The following is a 23,178-nucleotide window of genomic DNA, read 5'->3' as shown; positions in this document are numbered from 1 at the left end:
CCCATTCCTTGGCTATTTTCCCTCCTTCGCTTCAAGATCTTCAAGAAGCTAATCATCCAGGCAATTATCTATTCGTGTGATGTCAGCTTACCCGGATGCAGGCTAAACTTTGCCCTATCGACATCGTGATTACGCGCGAAAGGGAAAGACAAATATGGATATAACTCAACAGAAGGCTTTGCACTATGATGAACATATACCGGTTTTGATTGTCGGTGGCGGGCTGATTGGCCTCTCGCAAGCCTTGTTTCTTCAGCATCAGGGAGTGCCTTTTATGCTGGTGGAGCGCCATGCCGGAACTTCTATCTTGCCACGCGCTCGTGGCGTGCATTTTCGCAGCATGGAATTGTACCGCGAGATTGGGCTCGATCAAGAGATTTATCGTGTAGGGGCCACTACCATTAAGCAGGGGCACTTCGGGGGTCTGCGAGTCGGCGAAACGCTGATTAGTGCGCAGGCACAACAGATCAATCTCAAGACACCTGGCTATATGGATAAGGAGATCGCGCCCGCCTCATTCTGTTTCTGTCCGCAGGATGAATTGGAGCCAGTGCTTCTCAAGGCGGCGCGCGCACGGGGTGGTGACATCCGTTTCTCAACAGAAATGCTAAGTTTTGAACAGGACAAGGAAGGTGTAACAGCTGTCCTCTGCGAACGAACTACTGGCAAACAGTTTGTCGTGCGCGCTGATTATATGATTGCTGCTGATGGAGCACGCAGCCCTATCCGCCGGGCTCTCAAGATCTCAACGAGTGGGCAAGGAACGTTAGAGCACTATCTCAACATCTACTTTATGGCCGATTTGAGCGAGCTAGTCAAGGGACGCACATTCAGCCAGTGCTTCATTGAGAATGAGCACGTACGTGGTCTGTTTATCGCGCTAAATAACACAGATCGCTGGGCTTTCCATCTCTCTTATGACCCACATAAAGGCGAGAAACCTGAAGACTTTCCTGTCGAGCGTTGTATCGAGCTGCTCAAGCGGGCTATTGGTGTGTCCGAGATAGCTATTGAAATCAAGCAAATTAGTCCCTGGGAATCGGCGGTGCATATTGCCGATAGCTATCAACAAGGTCGGATTCTGCTAACTGGAGATGCTGCTCACCTTATGCCGCCCTGGGGTGCACTGGGAGGAACGACAGGTATTGCCGATGCGCACAATCTCGCCTGGAAACTTGCGGCTGTTTACAAAGGTCTGGCCTCCCCAACTCTGCTGACGACCTACGAAGCGGAGCGGCGTCCAATCGCCTGCATATGTGGTAAACAGGCTGCTCTTGGGACAGACATTTTTACACGCTATGGGGTTGCCACCGAGAACAATGCCGAGGATCTAAAGCAGCTGATTAACCCGTTTCTGCTGATTGTGGGCTATCAGTATCGTTCGCGAGCTATCATCGCGAATGCTTCAGCAGAGACAAATACTGATAGCTTGACGCTTACCGGTGAGCAAGGAACGCGTGTTCCGCATGTCTGGCTGCGTCATGAAGATACGTTGGTCTCGACGCTCGATTTGAGCGATAAGCGCTTTGTGCTGCTGACGGATGAGAAAGGGCAAGCCTGGTGCGAGGTGGCTCGTGCGTTAGCTGAGAGACAAGGGCTGCCTCTGCGGGCCTATAGAATCGGGCCGGAAGGCGATTTGCAGGATGAGGGGAATAAGTGGCAGGCGGCGGTAGGGAGTCGGGATGGGGAGGCGCTTCTCCTACGCCCCGATGGCTTTGTGGCCTGGCGTTCCACACAAGAAACACCAGTTACTGAAGAGTCGCTGGCGCAAGTGCTTAAACAATTGTTGGGCTATCAGGCTTCAAGTGCTCAATAGTTCTCTGGCAAGAGTAAGGGCGATGATAAGATGCCGGCAAAGCTAGCTCACATGGCTTTGCTGGCCCTCTGCCTTATGATGTTATACTTATTGGGTAAAACATCGTAGGAATGAGGATATTGCATGGAATGTCTTACATGCCTGAATTTGAGTGGTGAGCGGCGTATCTCGCCAGGTCCGTATATTTATCAAGGGGAGTCCTGGGTTGTCGATCACGCCTACCCAACAAGCCATCCTGGTTGGCTTGTCATTTTGCCCAGGCGCCATATCGAAGCGCTGCATGAGCTAAGCAAAGAGGAATTCCAGGAACTGGCCGAGATTGAATATAAGCTGGTTCAAGCAATGCATACCGATCCTGCGGTCCAGAAAGAGTACATGATGTGCTTTGCCGAAGGCCAGGGCTTTCACCACGTTCATATTCATGTTGTGCCAAAACCAGCTAACTTGCCAGAGCATCTCAAGGGACCGCGAATCTTTGAGCTTTTAAAGGTAGAAGGTGAGCAGGCCCTTTCGGCTGAAGCGTTGACTGCGTTTTGTGAGGAATTCACGCGCAAATTGCAGGCTGTGCGCTAAGCAACCCGCAACTGAGCGCAAGCTTGAGACTTTCTGCTCTAACTTGCGCTCAGCGCTCTTGAGGGTCAGAAAGGTTTAAAGGTAAAATTGGCTGAGCGTTCCTAATGATTGCTGCATAGGATTGTGGTTAGCCCAAAACTGCATATTCATGTAGCATTGTCATGCCAACCTCATCTATTTAAGCATACCAGCTTCCCTTTCGGCCCCCTTACATGGACGTCCAGTAATCGGCTGCCTCATCGGCATTCAAGTCGGCATCTGGTGAAGTGGTGAGCGGGCTATCGTCCACCGGAGTATGTTCGTTTGCTTGAGCCACCTGAGAACTTGCCTTAGCCGTACCTGTGCCATTTTCTCGTGATCCTGTAAGGCCGGGAACCGGCGGCGTATCGAGCGAGAAACTGGCTGCGGGAGGCTTCTGCCCCCTACTTATCATTTCATAATACTCAGTTAGACGAAGAGCGATTAATTGACCTGGATGATCGATCATATGATACTTCAGGGCGTCTTGTCTGAGCGCTTCCAGCGTAAATGAGTCTTTGAGGAGACCAACATTAAAATACAAAAACTTTTCTGTATCCTGTGCCATATAACTATCTTTCTCTCTTCTGAGTAGTTATGCTTTAACCCCATTAGCCTGGACCTTACGAATAAGTAAACGACCGGCTAGTGTGCAATAACCAAGCGCATTTGCATGGATAGGATCGTCTGGACGAGAGAGATGCGGGATGCGCTGCTTCAGGACTCGATAGAAATAGTAGACACCTCCACCAATACTGAGCACTGGCTTAAAGCTTGCCGCGACTGCATCGCGATCGCTCTGGCGCCAGACCATAGCGACAAATGAGACAATTTCACTGCCAACCTGATTTACTGCCTCTTTGGCCAGACGATCTAGCTCAAGAGAGCCAACAGCTTTTCCATAGACAGAGATATCAGGGTAGTTATGTTCGCCATTAGATGCGTAGGCATACATGATCTCGCGTGCCTCAAGCAGCGAAAGCGGGCGCTCGTATTTGTTCTCAAATGTATCTATGAGCATTTGAGTCGCCGTCTCGACACCCAGAGGCTTGCCTTTACAGTACTCAGCGACAGGAACCTGTCCGCGAGCCACATAAAGATCAGTAGTGCGACCACCGATGTCGATCACCGCACTCTCAGTTGTTTTGCTGGCTGATTTATCGCCATAAGCAATGAGCGCTCCGGCTCCTTCCATCACAACTGTGGCAACCTCAATAGTAACGCTGCGCCAGGTTTTACCATTGTCAGTTGTAAAGACATGCTTCCCATCCAGTGCTGCTTTGATGTTGTTGCGTAGGCTCAAATTCTTAATGTAGGTTTCGGCTGGCAAGCCCGTGACCACGTGTAACCCAAATTCTGGATCAGGAATAAGTGATGACGCGATAGTTAATAGGCCGCGCAGACTATATCTGCTGGCATAGCGCTGAATATCTCCACGTCCGTGGTATACCTCAATGGACTGCTGTAGCGCCAGCTCCCCTACAGAGTAGGCTAGTTCTTCACCATAAAAGCGAATAGTGTGTGTATTAGATTGATCTACTTTAACACCAAGGCTATTCATTGCACTGATATCCGCCTTGGCAAATGCAGTAGGGACGCTGAGAGACACTGTTCTCCCATTGATTACCGTGACGCCACCCATTTCCGCATTGCCAAAGTCATGTCCGTAGGGATACCATTTCATGGAATCGATTCCTTTCTGTCTACTTTTCTACCTAAATATCCACTCCACATGAATAGTGTGTATATCACTTTTCTTAACGAACTGGTACTGGTCCCGTATCTTTCAATTCGTCGATTAGTACCTATTATGAATGAGCTAATGGAACTTTATGGAATTTGCGCTGCGCATATATAATGGATCAGCTTTTCGGGTACTTCTAGTTCCATAGGCTATCTGCATGCATCCTCAATCCATCATGCGGAGTAAACGAAGGCCTAGTAGGTAGGCCTGGTTAAAGTAATCCAATAAGTCCGAAGAAATTTTGTCGGTCTGGTCTTAGCGTGAGCATTATCTCCTTTCTCCCTTATAAGCGCCGACAGTCTCTGTCTGCTCCGTAATACTAGAGCACGCTACTAAAGTATACTCCGTTACTCTGATTATTGATATCACTAAAATTAATGTTTCTCGAAAAATGAGTATAAATGATACTCTCTGGAAAAATTAGCAAGCTAATGATGTCATTTCGGCTAAAGTTCCAATTGCCGCAAAAGTGAATGAGCGCACTGCTTGAGCCACAAAATTGCCTCGCTTGAAGTATAATATTTGCAAGATGGTCATCATCGATGGGAGTTCTTCCACGACAGAAGGGAGTTTGTTGTATGGCAGATGATAATGTCAAAAATGAACGACGCTCGCGAATCTTTTATCTGGCTGTACGGGAGAAATCGAATAAATTTATTGCCAGTGGCTTGACCATTATTCTGCTGGGCCTGCTTATCGTTCTGCTGGCGATACTTCTGCGCGGGAGTATCCCCTCGATTGATTGGATTGTGATTGGGCTGGGGATCTTGATTACCTTGATCGGGATTATTCGCTTGCTTATTGGCTTTATCAATCCAGTTGTTCCTGAGGATTTGCCTGTTCCTGAAGAAGCCGAGGAGGGGCAGGCAAACAGCGATCTTCTTCAGGAGCCCTCAAGCGATGAGCTGTTGTAAGCTGGTCTTGTACTATTGCTAATTGCTTCTGGAAAATTGACAGAGCGGCTTATTGCTTGCCTCGTTGTGGATAGTGATGAGGGGATAGTAACAGGCATCTGAGAATAGACACGCTGGAGAGCAGGCTATGAGATAAGTCCCTGGCAAAGAACAAAGCTTTGCCAGGGAATGGAATGCTTTGTCCTATACCTGAACAAAATCCTCGCCGAGAATCTTGTCAAGCGCGGCTATCAGAAGATCAGCGTTGGCTTCGTCAAAGACAATTGGCGGCTTGATCTTCAAAGCGTTATGCAGGGGCCCATCGGTGCTGATTAAGATCCCGTGATCGCGCATGCGATTGGCTATATAAGCAGCTTGCTCAGCGGCAGGTTCCAGCGTTTCACGATTGAGAACTAATTCTACACCGATAAAAAGGCCCAGACCGCGTACATCTCCTATTAAGGGATGCCTGCCCTGAAGCTCACGTAAGCCCTGTAACAGATAGGCGCCCGTCTTGCGTGCGTTCTCCTGTAATTGTTCCTGTTCAATGACATCAAGGACCGCCATCCCAATAGCACAGGAGACTGGATTGCCCCCAAAGGTATTGAAATATTCCATTCCATTGTCAAAAGTAGCGGCAATCTCTTGAGTAGTGACTACGGCGCCGAGAGGATGACCATTGCCAATCGGTTTGCCCATGGTCACGATATCCGGTACAACTCCCTGTGTCTCAAAGGCCCAGAAATGGGAGCCGGCACGACCAAAGCCTGTCTGTACTTCATCGGCGATACATACACCGCCAGCCTGCCGTACATGCTGATAGGCAGCCTGCAGATATCCCTCCGGCAAAACTACCTGCCCGGCGCAGCCGCCAATCGATTCGCAGATAAAGGCGGCAGGTCCTTTCTCCTGCTGCTGCATGCGCGCGATGACCTCAGCGATATGCCGGGCGTAGCGCTCACCTGCCTGGGGCTGATTTCCCCGATAAAGCCCTCGATAGCTATCGGGCAGCGGAACTACGTGTACATATGGAGGTGCTCCGGTCCCGCCGGGCCCATCAAACTTGTAGGGGCTGATATCGATAAGCGTGGTAGTATTGCCATGATAGGCTGTATCTACGACGATGATATCTTTTTGCCGGCTATGGGCGCGGGCGAGGCGCAGGGCTAGCTCGTTGGCTTCACTGCCTGAGCAAACAAAATAGCAGACGCTCAGCTCAGGTGGCAGCATAGCGCAAAGGCGCTCGGCGTAGCGAACCAGGTTCTCGTGCAGATAGCGCGTATTGGTATTGAGAATGGCCATCTGGCGCTGCCCGGCTTGCACAACATGGGGATGGTTATGTCCAACATGAGCGACGTTATTGACGGCATCCAGGTAGTGGCGGCCAGTATCTGTATAGAGATATTGGCGATAGCCGCGCACAATATGCAGTGGTTGATGATAAGAAATGCTTAGATTGCTGCCGATATGCTTCTGGCGGATGGCCAGAATGCGCTCATCGCTTATGCTCCGCTCTTTAGGAAAGCACGCAGCAGGAATGCCTGCAATCAGATTAGGATCGGGGCTGATGCTCAACCAGACCTCTCGCTCGCTGGGATTGATAACGCCAGGAAATTCGCCCCCTTTTCCCAGCATATCGCTGATGATCTGGAAGTGTAGATGGGGCGGCCAGCCTCCATTTTCGTGTTCTTTGCCTATGCGGGCAAGAAGCGTTCCGCGCTTTATAGGCATGCCCTCCTGCAGACCGGCAAGAGAATCTGTACTCAAATGGCCATAGAGGGTGTAGAAGGTGAGCTCGGCTTCAGGAATGCTGTGCTGCAGAACGATGGTAGGACCGTAGTCTTTGTCGCCCACATTATTCTTAACGCTATGCACAGTGCCGGCCAGGGGGGCAAAGATAGGCGTGCCGGCTTCCATAAAGATATCCAGCCCTACGTGGATTGTGCGCTGTTCCAGGCCATTATCTGTCGGGCAGTCAAACATGGGGGCGGTATAAATAGGGCGTGCTTCGTTATATTTGCCAATCCCAATAGCTGCGTTGGCAGCTTTCATACGCGCGAAAAGTCGGCGGCCAAATTCCTCAGTATCGCTAAAATCTGTTACGTTGCCTAGCTCCAAGCTATCTATGCTAAGATCAAAAACCAGCGTATTATCTACGGTCATTTCAGGCTCAACAAGGCGTCCGATCTGCTGTGAGTTATGGGTGAGCCAATCTACGACGGTTGCCGTATGGGGACAGGCTGGGAGGGCGCAGGCCTGGCGAAAAGTATAATGGGCCAGCTGTGCTGAAAGCGGAGCAAGCTGTTCTAGCAAAGCCCAGACCGGCTGGGTGCTGATCTGTAAGTAGCTGTTGTGAGGTTGGTCGGCTTGCTGACGGGCGGCATTAATGGCGCTGATGCAGAGGCGCGCGCAGATCAAGGGATAAAGTACCTCCAGTTCGGCTTCTGTCAGCGGTAGGGCCTGATGATAGCCGGATACGACATGCCTGGCGCTAGCAAGAGGATCGACTTTATCGAGCATAGCATAGGCTGCGGCGATTGCTAGCTCGTTGATGGTGTTCGTATAGAGCATGTCGCCAAAGTCGATAAGGCCAATGACGCGTGGGAGCTCTGTACGCGTGGCATCAACCAGGACATTGTAGTCGTTGGCATCAGCGTGAATGATACTACGGCGCAGTTCTGGTAGGTAGGGGATGGCGCGCTGCTCGAATTGTCTATATAGCTCTTCGATGAGCTTACGTCGTCCAGGTTGTGCGATATAGTGGATGTCATCATAGAGCTGATCGGCACGCGAAACGTCCCATTTGTGGACACGCTGGGCCGCAGGATGGGAGAAGTTGAAGAGTGCCCGATCCAGCCTGCCCAGAGTGTGGCCAAGGCTATGTAGGAGCTCTGGCGTATGGGGCCGGGTTTGGGCCAGGAGCTTACTCGGAATATAGGTGAGCAGACGAACAAAACTCTGAGTTCCGCTGGCATGCGAGAGAGAGGCAATGAAATCTCCATCACGCGTAGGATGCACGCGCGGCAAGGCCAGCTCTGGTAACTGCGTGCTTAAATAATGGAGCGTCTGGTTTTGTAGGTCCAGTGTATCGTACGTTTCTGAGGCGGGAGCAATCTTTAGCACGAAAGTTTTTCCTTGCCTGGTCTGTACATAAAAATTCTGGTCGCGCTCTCCCGGTAGCAGTCTGGCCGAAGCCTCAAGGCCATATAACTGACTGACTAGAGCGCCGGCTTCCTGCTCGCTAAAAACAGGCGTTATAAGTTCCATAATAAAACTCCTGTTGTTGAATTGGACGCTTACAATGCTAATGGTAGTTTCATGCTGGTATAGAAGAAGCATGCCGGGAATGTTTCAGGTTGTGTTGCCTGGCTCTGTTGGTCCTGGACCCTCAATAGGCGAGGGTAACGGTATCGTCAGCCCGCTTTCTTTGATCGTGGCCAGGGCGATAGAGGTAACCGTGCGGGCCACAAAGGGTAACATGCGTAGCTCTTTGAGCAATTGCCGCAAGGTTTGGGGCGAAGATGTACGTATCTTCAAAATATAGCTGTCCTCGCCATCCACATCGTGGCATTCTAGAATCTGGGGCTCTTTCATAACAAATTGCTCGAAGCCTTCCTGCTCCGCGTCACTAAAAGCAGTTCGGGTGGTAACACGCACAAATGCTACAACATGCTGGCCAATCTTGTCGGGATCAAAGAACGTGGTATAGCGCTTGATGACACCTTCACGTTCAAGACGCAAAATGCGCGCATAGACTGAGGGACCTGTCAGGCCGACAGCTTTTCCCAGCGCTGCATGTGAGATGCGCCCATCCTCCTGCAACGACTGCAATATTTTTAAATCGATGTCGTCTAGCTCTATTGACATTGTTTTCGTTTGAAATAAGGAATAAAAACTTATACTTCGTTAAGTATAGCTTGCTTTTAGCTGATAATCAAGGATAGATCAGCTATGAGGTAAAATGAGGCGGGAGTTTTCTCATGGTTGATTTATCTGGCGCCCAGGGCTATGGTTTATTCTGGAAAGGATTGGATTTGATGAAAGAGAATATCCAGGCAGGCGCGCTTTTGCGTGCTGCTCTAACGCGTGAGACGCCTCTGCAGATGGTTGGTGTCATCAATGCCTACGCGGCAATTATGGCCGAGCAGGTAGGCTTTCAGGCGCTTTATCTTTCAGGTGCTGGTGTGGCGAATGCATCTTATGGCTTGCCTGATCTGGCCCTTACCACGCTGCCCGATGTATTAGAAGATGTGCGTCGCGTGACAAGTGTTACAGCGCTGCCCCTCCTGGTTGATATAGATACGGGCTGGGGTGGAGCGTTTATGATTGCGCGTGCAATAAGGGAGATGAGTAAGGCTGGGGCGGCCGGAGTGCATATCGAAGATCAAGTTCAGTCAAAGCGCTGTGGCCATCGTCCAAATAAGGCTATAGTTTCTACAGAAGAGATGGTCGATCGCCTCAAAGCCGCTGTAGACGCCCGTACTGACCAGGATTTTGTAATCATGGCGCGGACCGACGCTCTGGCCCGCGAAGGATTAGATGCGGCTCTACAGCGCGCCTGGCGCTATAAGGAGGCCGGAGCTGATATGCTTTTCCCGGAAGCCGTGGCCACTCTGGAGCAATATCGTGCCTTTACACAGATCGGCTTGCCCGTGCTGGCTAACTTGACCGAATTTGGCCTGACTCCTCTCTTTAGCTGCCAGGAACTGGCTCAAGCCGGGGTGAGTATGGTGCTCTATCCGCTCTCGGCGTTTCGGGCGATGAGCGCAGCGGCCCTAAATGTCTATCGCACGATTCGTCAGCAAGGAAGCCAGAAAGCGGCGATACCTGCAATGCAAACGCGCGAAGAGCTCTATGAGTTTCTGGGTTATCATGCTTATGAGCAAAAACTCGATGCATTGTTCGCCCAACAGGAGCAAAATAAGGACGATTGAGGCTATCTGAGCATATCCGCTAGCCCTATTTTTGTTTGATCACCTACTGAGGAAAAATCGATGTCGTCTCCAATTTCTCACCAATCGTTGAGTACCGATCAGGTATTACGAGATATTGCTGATTATGTGGTAGAGACTGAAATCACCAGTACCGCAGCCTCTAGCAGTGCCAGCAATTGCCTGATGGACGTCCTGGGCTGCGGCATATTAGCATTGAACTATCAGGCCTGCCGCCGGCTTCTGGGCCTGCTTCTCAGATCGAGACATTACTGGCTGTGTGGGACGATTAGCAATGCCTTGAGAAGCTGTCGGTGCCCGAGTTCTGTACTTTATTGAAGCCCTGGAAGCCCACAGCATAGCAGGAGAATTTTTTAAGCATGAGCCTATGGCAGGCAAGCATTGAGAGAGGTGGTAAACTATGAAATCTGGCGAAAGCGTTGAGTCGCAACGTTCCCCAGAGATGAGCGCCGATGCGGTAATTGAGCTCTTGCAGCTCTTTGCGCAACATGGTATTGAAGTGATTGTTGATGGTGGTTGGGCCGTGGATGCGCTTTTGGGAAGACAAACGCGCTTGCATGCAGATGTAGACATAGCACTAGAGCACAAAGATGTCCCTGAACTGCGCGCTTTATTAGAGGCACGTGGATATAGAGATGTGCCTCGTGATGATACCTGGGAATGCAATTTTGTCATGGGCGATGACCAGGGCCACGAAGTAGATTTCCACTCCTACACATTTGATGCTCAGGGCAAGCTTATTTATGGCGTTGATTATCCCTTTGAGTCGTTACATGGTAGAGGTTCAATTCAGGGATATAGTGTGAAGTGCATTTCCCCTGAATGGCTGGTAAAATTTCATTCCGGCTATGAACTTGACGAAAATGATTACCGCGATGTCGCTGCTTTATGTGAGCAATTCAAGATCGCCCTACCGGCTGAGTACGAGCGATTTCTGCAGGCAGAGACTGAATGATTCGAGATAGAGTGTAGTTCTCGCTGGCATGTAATTTGCATATGCGTAGAGACAAATAAGTGTCAGAACGTGAGATCTATCTCGCGAAAAAGCCCGTCACTTCTCATTTAAAAGCGACGGGCTCATTGTTTACGCATTGATGGCTCTTTTGTCAACTCAAGCGCTTTCCTCTTTGCGTTGGGCGGAGAGCCCGGGAACAGAGCTGAGTATCTTCTTGCGCGTCTGAGCTTTGCCCTGGGTATACTTGAGTTCATCCAGGATCATCTGATTGAGAAGAAGATCTTCCTTAAAATCTTCTGGCGTTGTTTTCGGCTGCTGATCGCCAGTCAAGCTATCATAGAGGTACTCAAGCTCAAGCGTGTAGGGATCGGTATATGAAGGCCGTACCTCCGTTTCGGTATACTTTTCTCCGACCGTCTGAGCTACAAAGAGCCGCGTAGGTAAATGTCGAATGTAGGGCGTGTTGTACTGCACGCGTATCGTCCTGGTTTCGCCGAAGACTTCGAGCGATGCATCAAAACGTCCCTGATGGTCGATGCCAGTTTCAAAGGTTGCGTTATAGCCGTCAAACTCAAAAATTGCCGTCAGGAATTGTCCTGGTCCCTGAGCTGCCGAGAGCACCTGGTGCGGGAAGCCAAGCATTTCGCGCATAGCAGAAAAATCATGCCCATTGAGGCCACAAAGCGTATTATAAATGCTATGAATTTGAGGAGAGTCAGTTCCTGTTGCCTCTTTCATCATGGCTTCAAAACGTTCTGCCCTATCGGCGCGTGCGGAGGCAGGAATGTCGTTAAAGCGCGCAGCCTGGGCGATCTGGTCAATGAAGAAGGCGTTCTGGCCTATGATATCGCGAATGCGCGCATAGTTAATATGCCCCAATTGCTTGACCTCTTCAACGCCACGCAAAAAGGCGGGAGCGAAACGTCTCATATACCCAACCATGACTTGCACACCGGCTGCGTCTCGTGCCTCTATGATTTCGTCTGCTTCGCGCAGCGTAAAGCACATAGGCTTCTCAACAAAGACATGCTTATGATTATTTATTGCAGCAATAACACTCTCAGTATGATATTCATTGCTATTGAGCACAAATATAACATCTATATCTTCTTGAGCAGCCATTTCATGTATGTCTGTATAGAGATGCTTCACACGATAATGCTTGCCAATGTAGTGGAGAAGTTGCTTTGAAATGTCACAGAGCGCTACGATTTCATACCGATCTGACATTTGCATCAGGATTGGCAAATGAATGATTTGAGCAATCTCTCCCAGCCCCACTATACCTACTTTCAGTCTCTGCTCCTGCATTGTCGTTTGTTCCTTTCCTTCTGGCTACAATCTCTCGGGGAATCTATGCTGTAAAAAATCCTATAACGATGCAACTTCTTGTGAAGTGGGGAGCATCATTAAGTATGGAAGGTCTACTATTTTTGATATCTATAATGATATCACTTATTATTGTGGATGGGATAGATACATCCCAAAATTACTAATTAAGGAAAAGTGGTGTGAAATCTATCTACTTAATTACAACAACATACGAAAAGCACCTATTTCCTTTTGCGGTGCTGAGTTTAAATAAAGATGCATAATTCGGCGAAAATGGGTACAGTTAATTGCTTATTTTTTTCCCTCATTACTAATACGAATTCTCTTACCTGTTAGTTGAGAAATGGCATACGGATTTTAGTCACGCCGTGGATTGGCTAGCATTGCTACTCCATCCAGCCCCGCCTATTATGCTTTCTGGGAATCGTCCTGCCCTGCGATTGTAAAGGCGAGGTGAAGGAACTTCCACACATTTTTTAAGCTCATGGATCTCGTCATATATAACTTTCTTCAAGGTCTTCTCTGCATATGAAAGCTGCCCCAAATAAAGAATGCTTAGTCCTCTTTACGTATGACGACTGTATTCTCTTCAGGTTATCAATAGGAGGTGTGCATGGCCAGGATGACAGCAAAAAGAGCTCTCTAGGAATGAGACCAGATCTTCTCTCCAGAGAGAAGGCCTGGTCTCAAGAGCTTCGCAAGTTTATGCATATTTAACAATGCCCCAGGCTCGAAAAGATTCTCTCAACCTGCGAAGAACTCTGCCAACACGGGTGCGAGCACATCGGGGTCCACGTCGTGGGTCTGGCCTGCCAGCGTGCAACGTTGTGCATTGGGAAGACTGTGTGCAACTGCTTCTGCGGCATTGTGCATAAAAGCAGGACTCGCTCCCCCATCCATGACCAGCGTTGGCACAGGAATGGATGTAATCAATGTAGTGGGTATAGAGCTATCTCCCATGATGGCGCTGTCGTAGGCGAGCGTAGGTGCCACTGCCTCGAAGGTAGGCCAGAAGGGCATCTGGCGCATCCCAGCAACAGCTTGTGCAGGTGCGCCGAAGGTGGTCATGGCAAGGGCAGCAGCGTCGCCTCGACGGCCCTCTGCGAGCAAAGCTGTCAACTGCTTTGTATAGTTTTCAGCTGCTTGACGGGCATCGTCGTCACCAGAATTGAACGGCGCTTCATATAAGGCCATTTTCTTGATATTGAGGCCGCGAGCCGCAGCATGCAGAGTAAGCACTGCGCCTGAAGACATACCGAACACGCATGCCGATCCACCCGCTTCGTTGAGAAGAGCTTCAAGGTCTTCAATCTCGCGCTCAATGGCATAGGGCAGAGTATCCCCACTATCGCCCCTGCCTCGACGATCATAGTGGAATACAGTAAAATGCTGTGCTAGAAGAGCAGCCAGCTTGGCAGTCTTTGGGTCAATCGCCCGGTGCTGAAACGCCCCACCCACCAGGATAACCGCTGGCCCTTCGCCCGACTGGTCGAATGCAATAGCTGTACCGTCTTTTGAATATATTTTTTTCATAGCTCTTTTCCTTTCGCGCATATTTTCGCATCTTAAGTTTACATGATGCCAGCGAAAAAGTCTTCTTCCATCTTGCTCTTTCCGTGCATCTGCTGTGCAAAAAGCTGTGATGCACCCAGAGGGGGATACATCAAATCAAACGTCTTTACAAAGAACTTGGGATGGCATCATCCTGGGTATCGTAGGTATTATTTATGCTTTCAGCGTGCCAATTTTTGGCTACTACCAGGAGCTCATCCTTGCCGGTAACTTGCACTGGCTGGTAGATGCGGCCCATCTCTTTGTGGGATTTTGCGCCTTCGCACTCATTGGGGCTATTGCCGAGCGTCTCGTGCGCCGTAAGGGAGCACAAGGCAAGACCTCTAGCATCTCTAAGGCAGCCTGAGCAGCATGGTGGGAGATGGTCTAGCTGGTCAGTGTTCTCGCCTTATACAAATATAAATTACAGCAAAGTAGCCATCTTGATCAAGATGGCTACTGCTTTCTAGAAATGCCTTTGCGATGTTCGCGAGTATCCTTGAGGAACTGTGTAGGTAAGGCTGGCTTGATAAAGCCAGGGAGCCTCACCTACACATCTTCAGGATAATCTTCGGTACGCCGGGGCTTGAGAGCATCATCTACTTTCTGTTCCCCTTTACCAACGACAGATTGAGCCTTACCACCAACTTCCTTGGCCTTGCCTTTGGCTTCCATCTCGCGGTTACCGGTAATATGCCCAACTTTGCTTTCTACCTTGCCTGCCGCCTGCTTAAGTTTACCTTTGAGAGTATCTTCTTTTCCCTGGGTGCCGAGATTTTTATTTTCTTCGCTCATACGTGAACTCCTCTTCTATAAACTATAGACAATCGCCTTTGTCTGACATCCTGACGGTAGAAATGCCTGAGGTCACTTCCTCTCGCTCCTGCTTTTTAGAAAGGATCGTGGAAAGTAACTCTCCTATGTAATACTGATCAGAGGCCCAGAACGGATACATTCGTTCTCGTTGCCTGCGTACGCCTGGCTAGATTACAAGCTGTTTTGGGGGTAATTGTGCGGGTGATCAAAAAGCATAGCAAAAAGGCACCCTCCAGGAGAGTGCCTTTTGAGGAATGAATAGCTTAGCCTAGAAGCTGCTCCATCTGTGTCAGGTGCGTCTCAAAGAGCTGGAATGCCTGACGGACCGGCCCGGGCGTGGTCATATCAACGCCTGCCTTTTTCAGCAATTCGATGCTATAGTCAGAGGAGCCAGAGCTCAGGAATTTCAAGTAGCGATCAACTGCCGGCTGACCTTCGTGCAGGATTTGTTGCACCAGAGCTGAGGCCGCAGAGATGCCCGTGGCATATTGATAGACATAGAAGTTGTAGTAGAAATGAGGAATGCGAGCCCATTCGATGCCAATCAAGTCATCTATCACGGTCTCGGCCCCATAATATTTCCTGTTGAGCTCCGCGTACATTTCGGTCAGCCTATCGGCTGTAAGAGGTTCTCCCTGCTCCGCACAGCTATGGATTTGCTGCTCAAATTCAGCAAACATCGTCTGGCGGAAGAGAGTGCTTCTAATATCCTCTAAGGAATGATTAAGAATTGCCAGGCGCACGGCTCGATCGGAGGTATTCTTCAGGAGATACTCGGTGAGCAAGCCCTCGTTTAAGGTCGAAGCTACCTCGGCGACAAAGATCGTATAGTCGCCATATTGATAGGGCTGATTTGTACGCGTGAAATAGGAGTGCATTGAATGACCCAACTCATGGGCCAGCGTAAACATACTCTCCCGCTTTCCCTGGAAGTTCATAAGAATAAAGGGAAGCGTACCATATGCACCGCCGCTATAGGCCCCGCTACGTTTACCGCTCGTCTCATAGACATCTATCCAGCGCTGCGTAAATGCCTGCTGGAGAATAGTGCTATATTTCTCTCCAAGAGGAGAAAGCGCAGCTACAATATTGTCCCTGGCCTGCGCATAGCTCGTCGCATCGTTTGTCTCCTCAACGATTGGCACATAAAGATCGTACATATGTAGCTCGTCAAGGTGAAGGATGCGCTTGCGTAGCTTCAGGTAGCGATTGAGCAGTGGAATGTGCTCGCTGACCGTCTCTACCAGATTATCATAGACGCTGACCGGAATATTATTACGCGCCAGAGCTCGTTCCCGACAGGTGCTATAGTCGCGCTGCCTTGTATAAAAGAGGTCAGATTTTACCTGAGCCGCCAGAGTAGAGGCAATCGTATTGCGCTGCTTAAGAAACGTACTATGCATGGTATCGAAGGCGTCTTTACGTACGCGGCGGTCAGCGCTGCGAATATAGACGAGGTAATTGCCGTGGGTTAACTCAACGTCCTGCCCCTTTTCATCCTTGATGGGAGGGAACTTCATATCAGCGTTATTGATCATGGAGAAGATATTGTCTGGGGCATCAGCAACCTCACCCACGGAAGCCAGGATAGCCTCAACCTCTGCAGAGCGCACATGTGGGCGCTGGCGATTGAGATCTTGCAGTTGGTGCGTATAGAGAGCCAGCTCGGGAGTCTCGCGCATAAACGTGTCGAGCTTATCCTGGGGAAGGGCCAGGATTTCAGGCTCGATAAAGGAGGCAGTTGTCGTGGCCTGTACAAGCAGTTGCATAGCCCTATCGGCCATCCCTTGATAGATGCCTTTAGTGGTATCCTCATCTTTACGCATAGAAGAGTAGACATACAGGCGCTCAAGAGGCTCGAATATCTCGTCACGCTTCTGTAGCACTGTAAGCAGCGCTTTTCCACTCTGTGCTAGCGTTCCCTTCAATCTTTCAAGTTGGGGTAGAAGGTTTTGGATAGCTTTGAATGCCTGCTCCCACTCATCGTTGCTAGCAAAGATGCTTTCCAGATTCCACGTAAATTCTGCTGGAATTTCTTCTCGTTTCTTATACAGTATCTGCAATGGGTCGCTACCTTTCCAGAAATCGGTTACGAGAACATGTAGTTTATTTCGAATGATGACATCATATCATATCGGCAAAGCGCTAGTTTATAGCGCTGGGGCCATTGTTTGGGCAGTTTTTTCAAATCTCCCTGGCAGCCAGGGATTGCTCGGCTAAAATAGCGTTTGACATTTACGCTTATTTTGCATACAGTAATGAAACGCCTGTGATAAATTCTCGCTGGGCAAGCCAGTCTGACAGCTAGACGCCCATTCAGCAATATTTATATAATAGAGGAGATTGTTTCATGGCCCTCATTCTCTCCCGCACCGATGTTCAGCGCTGTTTCACAATGACAGAAGCAATTGAGGCGATGCGCGTGGCTTTCAGCGCGCTTCAGCAGCGCAACGCACAGATGCCGCAGCGTTCTTCTGTGGCTCTACCAGAACAGGGTGTAGCCCTGTGCATGCCTTCCTTATTGCACCTGAGCGAGCAACAATCCCTGGGTTTGAAGGTTGTGACTATTGTGCCGCGTAATCTTACGCAGGGCCTGCCCTTGATTTACGCGTCTGTGCTGTTATTAGATGCCCTGACGGGCAAGACCTTAGCGATTTTAGAGGGAGGCTGGTTAACCGCGATGCGGACGGGCGCTGCGGCTGGCCTGGCTACCGATCTGCTTGCGCGGCGGGATGCTGATGTTCTGGCTTTATTTGGGGCTGGTGGCCAGGCCCCTACACAGGTAATGGCGATACATGCTGTGAGGCCATTGCGTGAGGTGCGCGTATTTAATCGCAGTAAAGAACATTATCAGAATCTGGTCAGTACTTTACAGATATTGCTAGGAAGCGATTGTCCCGTGCTTCGCCATGTTGGCTCTGCTCGCGAAGCTCTGGAAGGAGCCTTGCTGGCTTCCTGTGCGACAACAGCTACCACACCCCTCTTTAGCTGGAAGGATATCGCCAGGGGGGCGCATATTAATGCGATTGGGGCCTACACACCTGCTATGTGCGAAGTGGATGCCGAGACGCTGGCCCATGCGCATGTGGTTGTCGATCAGAGAGAGGCAGCACTTACTGAGGCCGGAGATTTGCTACAGGCGCTGGAAGCTGGCAAGATTGGGGATGCTACGACCTGGCAGGAACTTGGCGAAGTTGTGTTCAATAAGCAGGTGGTGCGGCGGTCTGACGAAGAGATTACAGTCTTTAAATCTGTCGGCCTGGGAGTCCAGGACGTGGCGGCCGCCTGGTATGTTTATAAAAAAGCGCGTGAAATGGGTCTCGGCGTGGAGGTAGAGGTCTGAGGATAGAGCGGCGAACCGCTCTATCCTCGTAAGCTTAGGCATCAAGGAGAAGATCTTCTCGTTCTCCCCACTTGCCAAGGAAGCGGTAGAAATTGCGCTTGGCAAGACGCTGGCGCTCGGCTTCGGAGAGCCTGGGGTCCTGCTGTTCTGGATGGCGCGTAAGGGGAAGATCAGGCGTTACCCTGGCCTTGACTCCCACATTGCGAATTGCAAAGGTAAAATCGACATCCATGTAATGCGGATAGCGATAGCGCTCATCGAAGAGGCCCACTTTTCCGAGCAAATTGCGCCTGAAAGCCATGCACAGCATATCGATAGCTTCGACCTCTAAATGCGGGCTTTCCTCAAAATGGCGCAAATCATCGGTGTGCAGACCGTTGAGGCCTGTGATGCCTATCCTGCTATCTTCAAGCGTTTTAGCCAGAGGGGTGAAGATATCACCTGTTAATTCCAGGCTGGGATCGAGCAGCAGAATATAGCGCCCGCGGCTCTGCTTCAGGCCCACATTGCGAGCCTCGGCAGCGCCCATGGTTCGTGTCACATGCAAGACATGTAAACGCGGTTCCTGAAATTTGAGTGCATCCGCCCAGAGGTCAATACCATCCTGGGAGGCATTATTGACGAGAATAATCTCTATATCTGTGTCTCCCGCAAAACGCAACACACTTTCCACACAATGACGTGTTTGCTCAATATTGTTATGCGCCAGGATATTTACCGAAAATGTACAGCTATCAGCTTCATCCAGCAACGATGGCAAATGACGTGCTGTCCGATATAGCTTGCCATCAACTTCAATACTTGGCAGAATAACCAGGTGCGCTCCTCGGGGATTATCTTTGACGATATAGCCGGCCTCTTCAAGTTGTTGCTTGAGGATATCGGCTCGATCATACTGGCCACGCCGCCGTAACTGGTCACGCTCGTGCGAGAGAGCCAGGATTTCCTCTGGTATACGCTGGTGGTAGGGACGGGTAGTCATTCACTTATCCTTCCTTCCTTACTACATTGTTACTCTGTCCACAAAGTTATCCGCTACCAACCCAATGCTAGCCCATCGCAGCGTGGGTCAGCAGCTCCTTCGAAAATATGTGTCTCCGGGTTAATGACTATAGCCTGCGCGTGTCCCATATCGTCTTCCCAGGGACCGTGGATGAATATGCGGTGACCAAGCATCTCAAGGGAAAGGGGAATTTCTCTGGGAAAACGCTGCTCAAGCACAACGCTTTCTGCTATATTCTTTTCCCGCTTCTCATCAATATCTGCCTGTTTACCAAGTTCCACCGCCTTTCCGTAAGGAATTGTGAGGAAACGTCCGCTGCGCCAACGAGGAGCTGAGATAGCCTGCTGGGCGTTCATTCCAAAGTCTAGCATAGCCGTGAGCAATTGTACATGGATTTGTGGTTGTGCATCTCCTCCCATTGAGCCAAGCGCGATATAAGGCTGGCCCTGCTGCATCACCATGGCGGGCATGAGCGTATGCATTGTGCGCTTGCCTGGTTGTAGATAGTTAACGTGCCGGGGATCAAGTGAAAAGTACGAGCCTCGGTTGTGCAGAAGAACACCCGTATCACCGCCGACTATGCCGCTGCCAAAGCTACTGTAAAGGCTCTGGATGAGGGAGACAACATTGCCCTGGTTGTCGGCTGTACACAAATACATTGTATCACCATCTTTTTCCAGGCCGGGCAACACATGAGGAGTGGCTTTGGTCAGATTGATACGCTGGCGCTGCTCTGCAGCATAATCTTTGCTCAGGAGCCTCTCTATAGGAATATCTGCAAATGTAGGATCGGAAATGTAGCGATCTCGATCGGCGAAGGCAAGTTTTTTCGCTTCAAGGAGTATATGTAAATATTCTGGGCTTTGATAGCCATAGGATTTGAGGTTATAGCCCTCGATAATATTGAGCATTTCTAGCGCAGTCAGGCCTTGCGAGTTGGGTGGAAAGCCATAGATATCGTAGCCACGATACGAGGTTGAGATGGGATTGACCCAATCTGAGTGATGTTTTTGCATATCCTCAAGGCTTAAAACACCACCGCATGCCTGTACATACTCGGTAATTGAGCGCGCCAGGGGACCGCTGTAAAAAGCCTCGCGACCTTCGCGGGCCAGCATCTGATAGGTGCGCGCAAGGTTGGCCTGGCGCAAGCGTGTGCCTGCACGTACGGGCTGACCAGCGGGTAGGAATATTTCGGCACTGCTCTCCCATGGACTGATGCTGTCTTTTGCGAGCTTGAGCCACTGGTTTAATTTGGGGCTCACCGGCATGCCCTCTTCGGCAAGAGCGATAGCCGGGGCCAGGATAGATTCCATAGAGAGTGAGCCAAAGCGCATCTGTGCTTCAAACCAGCCATCTACTGCTCCCGGTACATTGATGGAGAGCGGGCCACGTTGAGGGAGTTCGTGTATGTTCCTGGAGGCAAAGTACTCGGGCGTCATGGCGGTAGGAGCGCGTCCGCTGCCATTGAGGGCATAGAGTTGCTGGGTTTTCGCCTCCCAGATCAGCATAAAGATATCGCCGCCCGCTGAACATGTGGAGGGATAGACTACAGTCATTGCGGCATTGGCAGCTATAGCTGCATCAATTGCATTGCCACCCTGCGTAAGTATGCTCAAGCCTGCGTGGGTTGCGAGATAGTGGGCGGTGGCAACCATACCATGGGTACCGAGTACTGGCTGTTCGGAGAGCATCGTGTGAGACTACCTTTCTTCCTGGCACTGATTAGCTTGTAAATAAATTATAGCATAGAGAAAGGCCAGCGTAATTTGCCCAAGGTAGTCTCATGCCCATAATGTACGGGGCATCTGGCTTTATGAAACGATCAGATGCCAGAAGTTAGTATTTTTTCTGCTGTTGCTCTGCCAGCTCTTTGACGCGCTGCACGTGCGCTTTGTGGCAAATAACTGTTTTATCTGCCATCTCAATAACGATGACATCCTCCAGGCCAATAGTGAAAATCTGACGCTCTGTGTTATTGTAGACGACAAGATTTTGGCTCCCCAGCCCGCTATGAGTTCCGACGACCCGCAGCCCCTGCTCATCGGCGGGGAAGAGCGCGCCATATTGCTCCCAGTTCCCTACATCGTTCCAACCAATCTCAACGGGTATTACCACAAGATTCTTGGTTTTTTCCAATACCCCATAGTCGATAGAAATATTTTGTAAAGTAGGCCAGGTTTCGTCAAGGATAGCACGCTTCTGCTCCGTGCCTGTAGCGCTAACAATCTGCTCGATTTTCTCGGCCATTTCAGGAAGGTGCTCGCGTATCTCGGCGAGGATAGTGGCTACTTTCCAGATAAACATGCCGCTATTCCAAACATAATGCCCGTCGCTTAGGTAGCTTTGGGCCGTCTCCAGATCTGGCTTTTCTACGAAACGCTCGCCATAAAAGGCCTGGTGGCCATGCCCTTCGCCGGCGGTATTTTTGCTAAAGCGTATATAGCCAAAGCCTGTCTCGGGTCCTGTAGGCTTGATGCCTAGCGTTACAATGTGTCCCTCTTCGGCCAGCGCATAGGCGTGATGGAGGGCTTTATTGAAAGTCTCAACATCCCTAATTACGTGATCGGCAGTAAGCGTGACCATAATAGCGTCAGGGTCCTGGCGCGCGATGGTTGCGGCCGCCCAGGCGATAGCAGGTGCTGAGTTGCGGCCCATGGGTTCGGCCAGAATATGTTCAGCCGGGATAGATGGCAAATGTTCATGTACCAGCGGAGCCATACTGCGTCCTGTAACCACCCAGGTGCGCTCAGACGGAATGAGAGAAGTGATCCGGGCCAGAGATTCTTGAATAAGGCTATTGCCATTGGGCAGTGGCAGGAATTGTTTTGGAAAAACAGGTGTGCTAAGCGGCCAGAGCCGTGTGCCATTCCCCCCCGCCAGGATAACAGCGTTAAAGTGTTTCATCATAGATGACTCCTCGTAGCAAGCATTGTGTATCTTCCGTTGTACACACGGTGAAGGCCTTCTTTGGCCAACGCCTTATGGGAGGATTGTATAGAGGATTAAAGGTTGTGTCAAATAGGTAGGTTGGAATTTTGTATGCTTTTTTGGCGTAATTTGTCTCAATATAACCACGGTCAGGAAGATGGCTTCATTGCTTTCCCTGACCGTGTTCTGTTGTTTAGGGTAGAGCTTTATCGGCTCTGAAGCTGGAAGGGGTAGTAAGCGGAGTTGTTTGTGCGTTTTTGGCCAGACGGCGTTGCATTAAATCCGGAGGAATGCGATAGACGTCGCGAGCCAGACCTATGCGTTCGAGCAACCAGATAAGATAGCCAGAGAGATCGAATTGCCACCAGTGTAGCCCATGAAAAGCTGAGCGTGGAAATGCGTGATGATTGTTGTGCCAACCTTCACCAAAGGCCAGCAGGCCCACAATCCATTCGTTACGACTCATGTCGTTAGTCTCAAATTCGCGTTTGCCGAAGGTATGGCATATGGAATTAACGCTCCAGGTAACGTGATGGGTCAGGAAGATACGTACAAGTCCACCCCAGAGCAAACCCGTCCATCCACCCAAGGCGAAGGGGATGAGCAAGGCCAGGGCTACCCAGAGCAAGAAGGTGCGGCTGACGAAGAGCACTATCGGATCTTTTACCAGATTGCGGCAATAGACGTTAGGATCTATTGTGCGATCTTTAAATATCCAACCGATATGAGCGTGGAAGAAGCCCTCAACCGGGCTATGAGGATCACCCTCACGATCGGATTGTGAGTGATGCTTGATATGAATAGCGGCCCACTCCAGGGCTGGCCCTTCCAGGGCCATTGAGCCAAGGACTAATAAGATAAACTTAACAGCGGGGTGCGGATTGAAACTGCGATGGGTAAGCATACGATGGTAGCCTACTGTGACGCCAAAGGCTACCAGGGAGTACATAGTAAGTAGTAATGCAATGTCTGACCAGTGAACGGCTTTATTCCAGAGCAGCCATATAGCGAAGATGGTGGCAAGTAGAGGAACAACTACAACTACCAGGACGACACCTTTGTATAAAATACGTTTCATCAAACCTCCATTAATTGCATCCCTTCTCATTTGGGTAAGGAATGCTCGATCCCCTGACTTTGGGGTATGTCTTTGAGAGGGATCTTAGAAGAGTTTTGTTTCGTGAATTTATATCTATTTGCAAAATACCTATAAAATCCGACAAGCGCACGGAAAAAAGAAACAGGCTGTAT

20 protein-coding genes are annotated in these 23,178 nt (G+C 50.1%); 8 read left to right on the top strand and 12 right to left on the bottom strand.

What is annotated here, in order from left to right; translation table 11 throughout:
* The first annotated feature begins 154 nt into the window (after positions 1-154).
* Positions 155-1,816, top strand: coding sequence for an FAD-dependent oxidoreductase (locus tag EPA93_RS19410; RefSeq protein WP_129889097.1), 1,662 nt, complete (start codon positions 155-157; stop codon positions 1,814-1,816).
* A gap of 123 nt (positions 1,817-1,939) precedes the next feature.
* On the top strand, positions 1,940-2,389 hold the full coding sequence (locus EPA93_RS19405) for an HIT family protein (RefSeq protein WP_129889096.1): 450 nt from the start codon (positions 1,940-1,942) through the stop codon (positions 2,387-2,389).
* A 208-nt stretch (positions 2,390-2,597) separates the two neighbouring features.
* Here the strand turns inward: EPA93_RS19405 and EPA93_RS19400 are convergent, their stop codons facing one another.
* Entirely contained in the window at positions 2,598-2,975 is a 378-nt protein-coding gene (locus EPA93_RS19400) for a hypothetical protein (protein ID WP_129889095.1), read from the bottom strand.
* A gap of 27 nt (positions 2,976-3,002) precedes the next feature.
* A complete protein-coding gene (locus EPA93_RS19395) occupies positions 3,003-4,091 on the bottom strand; it encodes a ParM/StbA family protein (protein ID WP_129889094.1) in 1,089 nt (362 codons plus the stop codon).
* 638 nt (positions 4,092-4,729) lie between these two features.
* Here EPA93_RS19395 and EPA93_RS19390 point away from each other — a divergent pair.
* Complete coding sequence (locus EPA93_RS19390) at positions 4,730-5,065, top strand: hypothetical protein (protein WP_129889093.1); 336 nt, start codon at positions 4,730-4,732, stop codon at positions 5,063-5,065.
* A 183-nt stretch (positions 5,066-5,248) separates the two neighbouring features.
* On the opposite strand, the gene EPA93_RS19385 is transcribed toward EPA93_RS19390, so the two are convergent.
* Positions 5,249-8,311: an aminotransferase class III-fold pyridoxal phosphate-dependent enzyme gene (locus EPA93_RS19385; RefSeq protein ID WP_129889092.1), complete on the bottom strand. Its 3,063-nt coding sequence runs from the start codon at positions 8,309-8,311 to the stop codon at positions 5,249-5,251.
* A gap of 84 nt (positions 8,312-8,395) precedes the next feature.
* Entirely contained in the window at positions 8,396-8,911 is a 516-nt protein-coding gene (locus EPA93_RS19380) for an Lrp/AsnC family transcriptional regulator (RefSeq protein ID WP_129889091.1), read from the bottom strand.
* 170 nt (positions 8,912-9,081) lie between these two features.
* Here EPA93_RS19380 and prpB point away from each other — a divergent pair, with 170 nt between their 5' ends.
* From prpB to EPA93_RS19365, 3 genes are all read left to right on the top strand, one after another.
* Entirely contained in the window at positions 9,082-9,978 is an 897-nt protein-coding gene (gene prpB, locus EPA93_RS19375) for a methylisocitrate lyase (RefSeq protein WP_129894583.1), read from the top strand.
* Between the two features lie 60 nt (positions 9,979-10,038).
* Positions 10,039-10,314, top strand: coding sequence for an MmgE/PrpD family protein (locus EPA93_RS19370; protein WP_129889090.1), 276 nt, complete (start codon positions 10,039-10,041; stop codon positions 10,312-10,314).
* An 82-nt stretch (positions 10,315-10,396) separates the two neighbouring features.
* Positions 10,397-10,951 carry a nucleotidyltransferase domain-containing protein gene (locus EPA93_RS19365; protein WP_129889089.1) on the top strand — a complete coding sequence of 185 codons (555 nt, stop codon included), beginning with the start codon at positions 10,397-10,399 and terminating at the stop codon, positions 10,949-10,951.
* Between the two features lie 156 nt (positions 10,952-11,107).
* Here EPA93_RS19365 and EPA93_RS19360 read toward each other — a convergent pair whose 3' ends face one another.
* Positions 11,108-12,262: a Gfo/Idh/MocA family protein gene (locus EPA93_RS19360; protein ID WP_129889088.1), complete on the bottom strand. Its 1,155-nt coding sequence runs from the start codon at positions 12,260-12,262 to the stop codon at positions 11,108-11,110.
* Between the two features lie 765 nt (positions 12,263-13,027).
* Entirely contained in the window at positions 13,028-13,816 is a 789-nt protein-coding gene (locus tag EPA93_RS19355) for an alpha/beta fold hydrolase (RefSeq protein WP_129889087.1), read from the bottom strand.
* A gap of 109 nt (positions 13,817-13,925) precedes the next feature.
* On the opposite strand from EPA93_RS19355, the gene EPA93_RS19350 reads away from it, so the two are divergent.
* Positions 13,926-14,201 (top strand): hypothetical protein, encoded by a 276-nt coding sequence (locus EPA93_RS19350; protein WP_129889086.1) that lies wholly within the window; start codon positions 13,926-13,928, stop codon positions 14,199-14,201.
* A 182-nt stretch (positions 14,202-14,383) separates the two neighbouring features.
* On the opposite strand, the gene EPA93_RS19345 is transcribed toward EPA93_RS19350, so the two are convergent.
* Positions 14,384-14,629: a CsbD family protein gene (locus EPA93_RS19345; protein ID WP_129889085.1), complete on the bottom strand. Its 246-nt coding sequence runs from the start codon at positions 14,627-14,629 to the stop codon at positions 14,384-14,386.
* A gap of 284 nt (positions 14,630-14,913) precedes the next feature.
* Positions 14,914-16,713 carry an oligoendopeptidase F gene (pepF, locus tag EPA93_RS19340; RefSeq protein ID WP_129889084.1) on the bottom strand — a complete coding sequence of 600 codons (1,800 nt, stop codon included), beginning with the start codon at positions 16,711-16,713 and terminating at the stop codon, positions 14,914-14,916.
* A gap of 287 nt (positions 16,714-17,000) precedes the next feature.
* Between pepF and EPA93_RS19335 the strand changes: the two genes are divergently transcribed.
* The gene (locus tag EPA93_RS19335) at positions 17,001-17,993 is read left to right on the top strand and encodes an ornithine cyclodeaminase family protein (protein WP_129889083.1); all 993 of its coding nucleotides are present in this window, start codon (positions 17,001-17,003) and stop codon (positions 17,991-17,993) included.
* Positions 17,994-18,027: 34 nt separating this feature from the next.
* Here EPA93_RS19335 and EPA93_RS19330 read toward each other — a convergent pair whose 3' ends face one another.
* The 4 genes from EPA93_RS19330 to EPA93_RS19315 all read right to left on the bottom strand — a co-directional run bounded on the left by EPA93_RS19330 (position 18,028) and on the right by EPA93_RS19315 (position 23,005).
* Complete coding sequence (locus EPA93_RS19330; protein ID WP_129889082.1) at positions 18,028-18,975, bottom strand: glycosyltransferase family 2 protein; 948 nt, start codon at positions 18,973-18,975, stop codon at positions 18,028-18,030.
* Between the two features lie 53 nt (positions 18,976-19,028).
* On the bottom strand, positions 19,029-20,690 hold the full coding sequence (gene ggt / locus EPA93_RS19325) for a gamma-glutamyltransferase (protein ID WP_129889081.1): 1,662 nt from the start codon (positions 20,688-20,690) through the stop codon (positions 19,029-19,031).
* Between the two features lie 145 nt (positions 20,691-20,835).
* The gene (locus EPA93_RS19320) at positions 20,836-21,906 is read right to left on the bottom strand and encodes a mannose-1-phosphate guanylyltransferase (RefSeq protein ID WP_129889080.1); all 1,071 of its coding nucleotides are present in this window, start codon (positions 21,904-21,906) and stop codon (positions 20,836-20,838) included.
* A 214-nt stretch (positions 21,907-22,120) separates the two neighbouring features.
* The gene (locus tag EPA93_RS19315) at positions 22,121-23,005 is read right to left on the bottom strand and encodes an acyl-CoA desaturase (protein ID WP_242527446.1); all 885 of its coding nucleotides are present in this window, start codon (positions 23,003-23,005) and stop codon (positions 22,121-22,123) included.
* Positions 23,006-23,178: the final 173 nt, after the last annotated feature.

Source organism: Ktedonosporobacter rubrisoli (assembly GCF_004208415.1).
In the GTDB taxonomy this organism is placed as follows: domain Bacteria; phylum Chloroflexota; class Ktedonobacteria; order Ktedonobacterales; family Ktedonobacteraceae; genus Ktedonosporobacter; species Ktedonosporobacter rubrisoli.
This window is presented reverse-complemented; position numbering and strand designations above follow the sequence as displayed.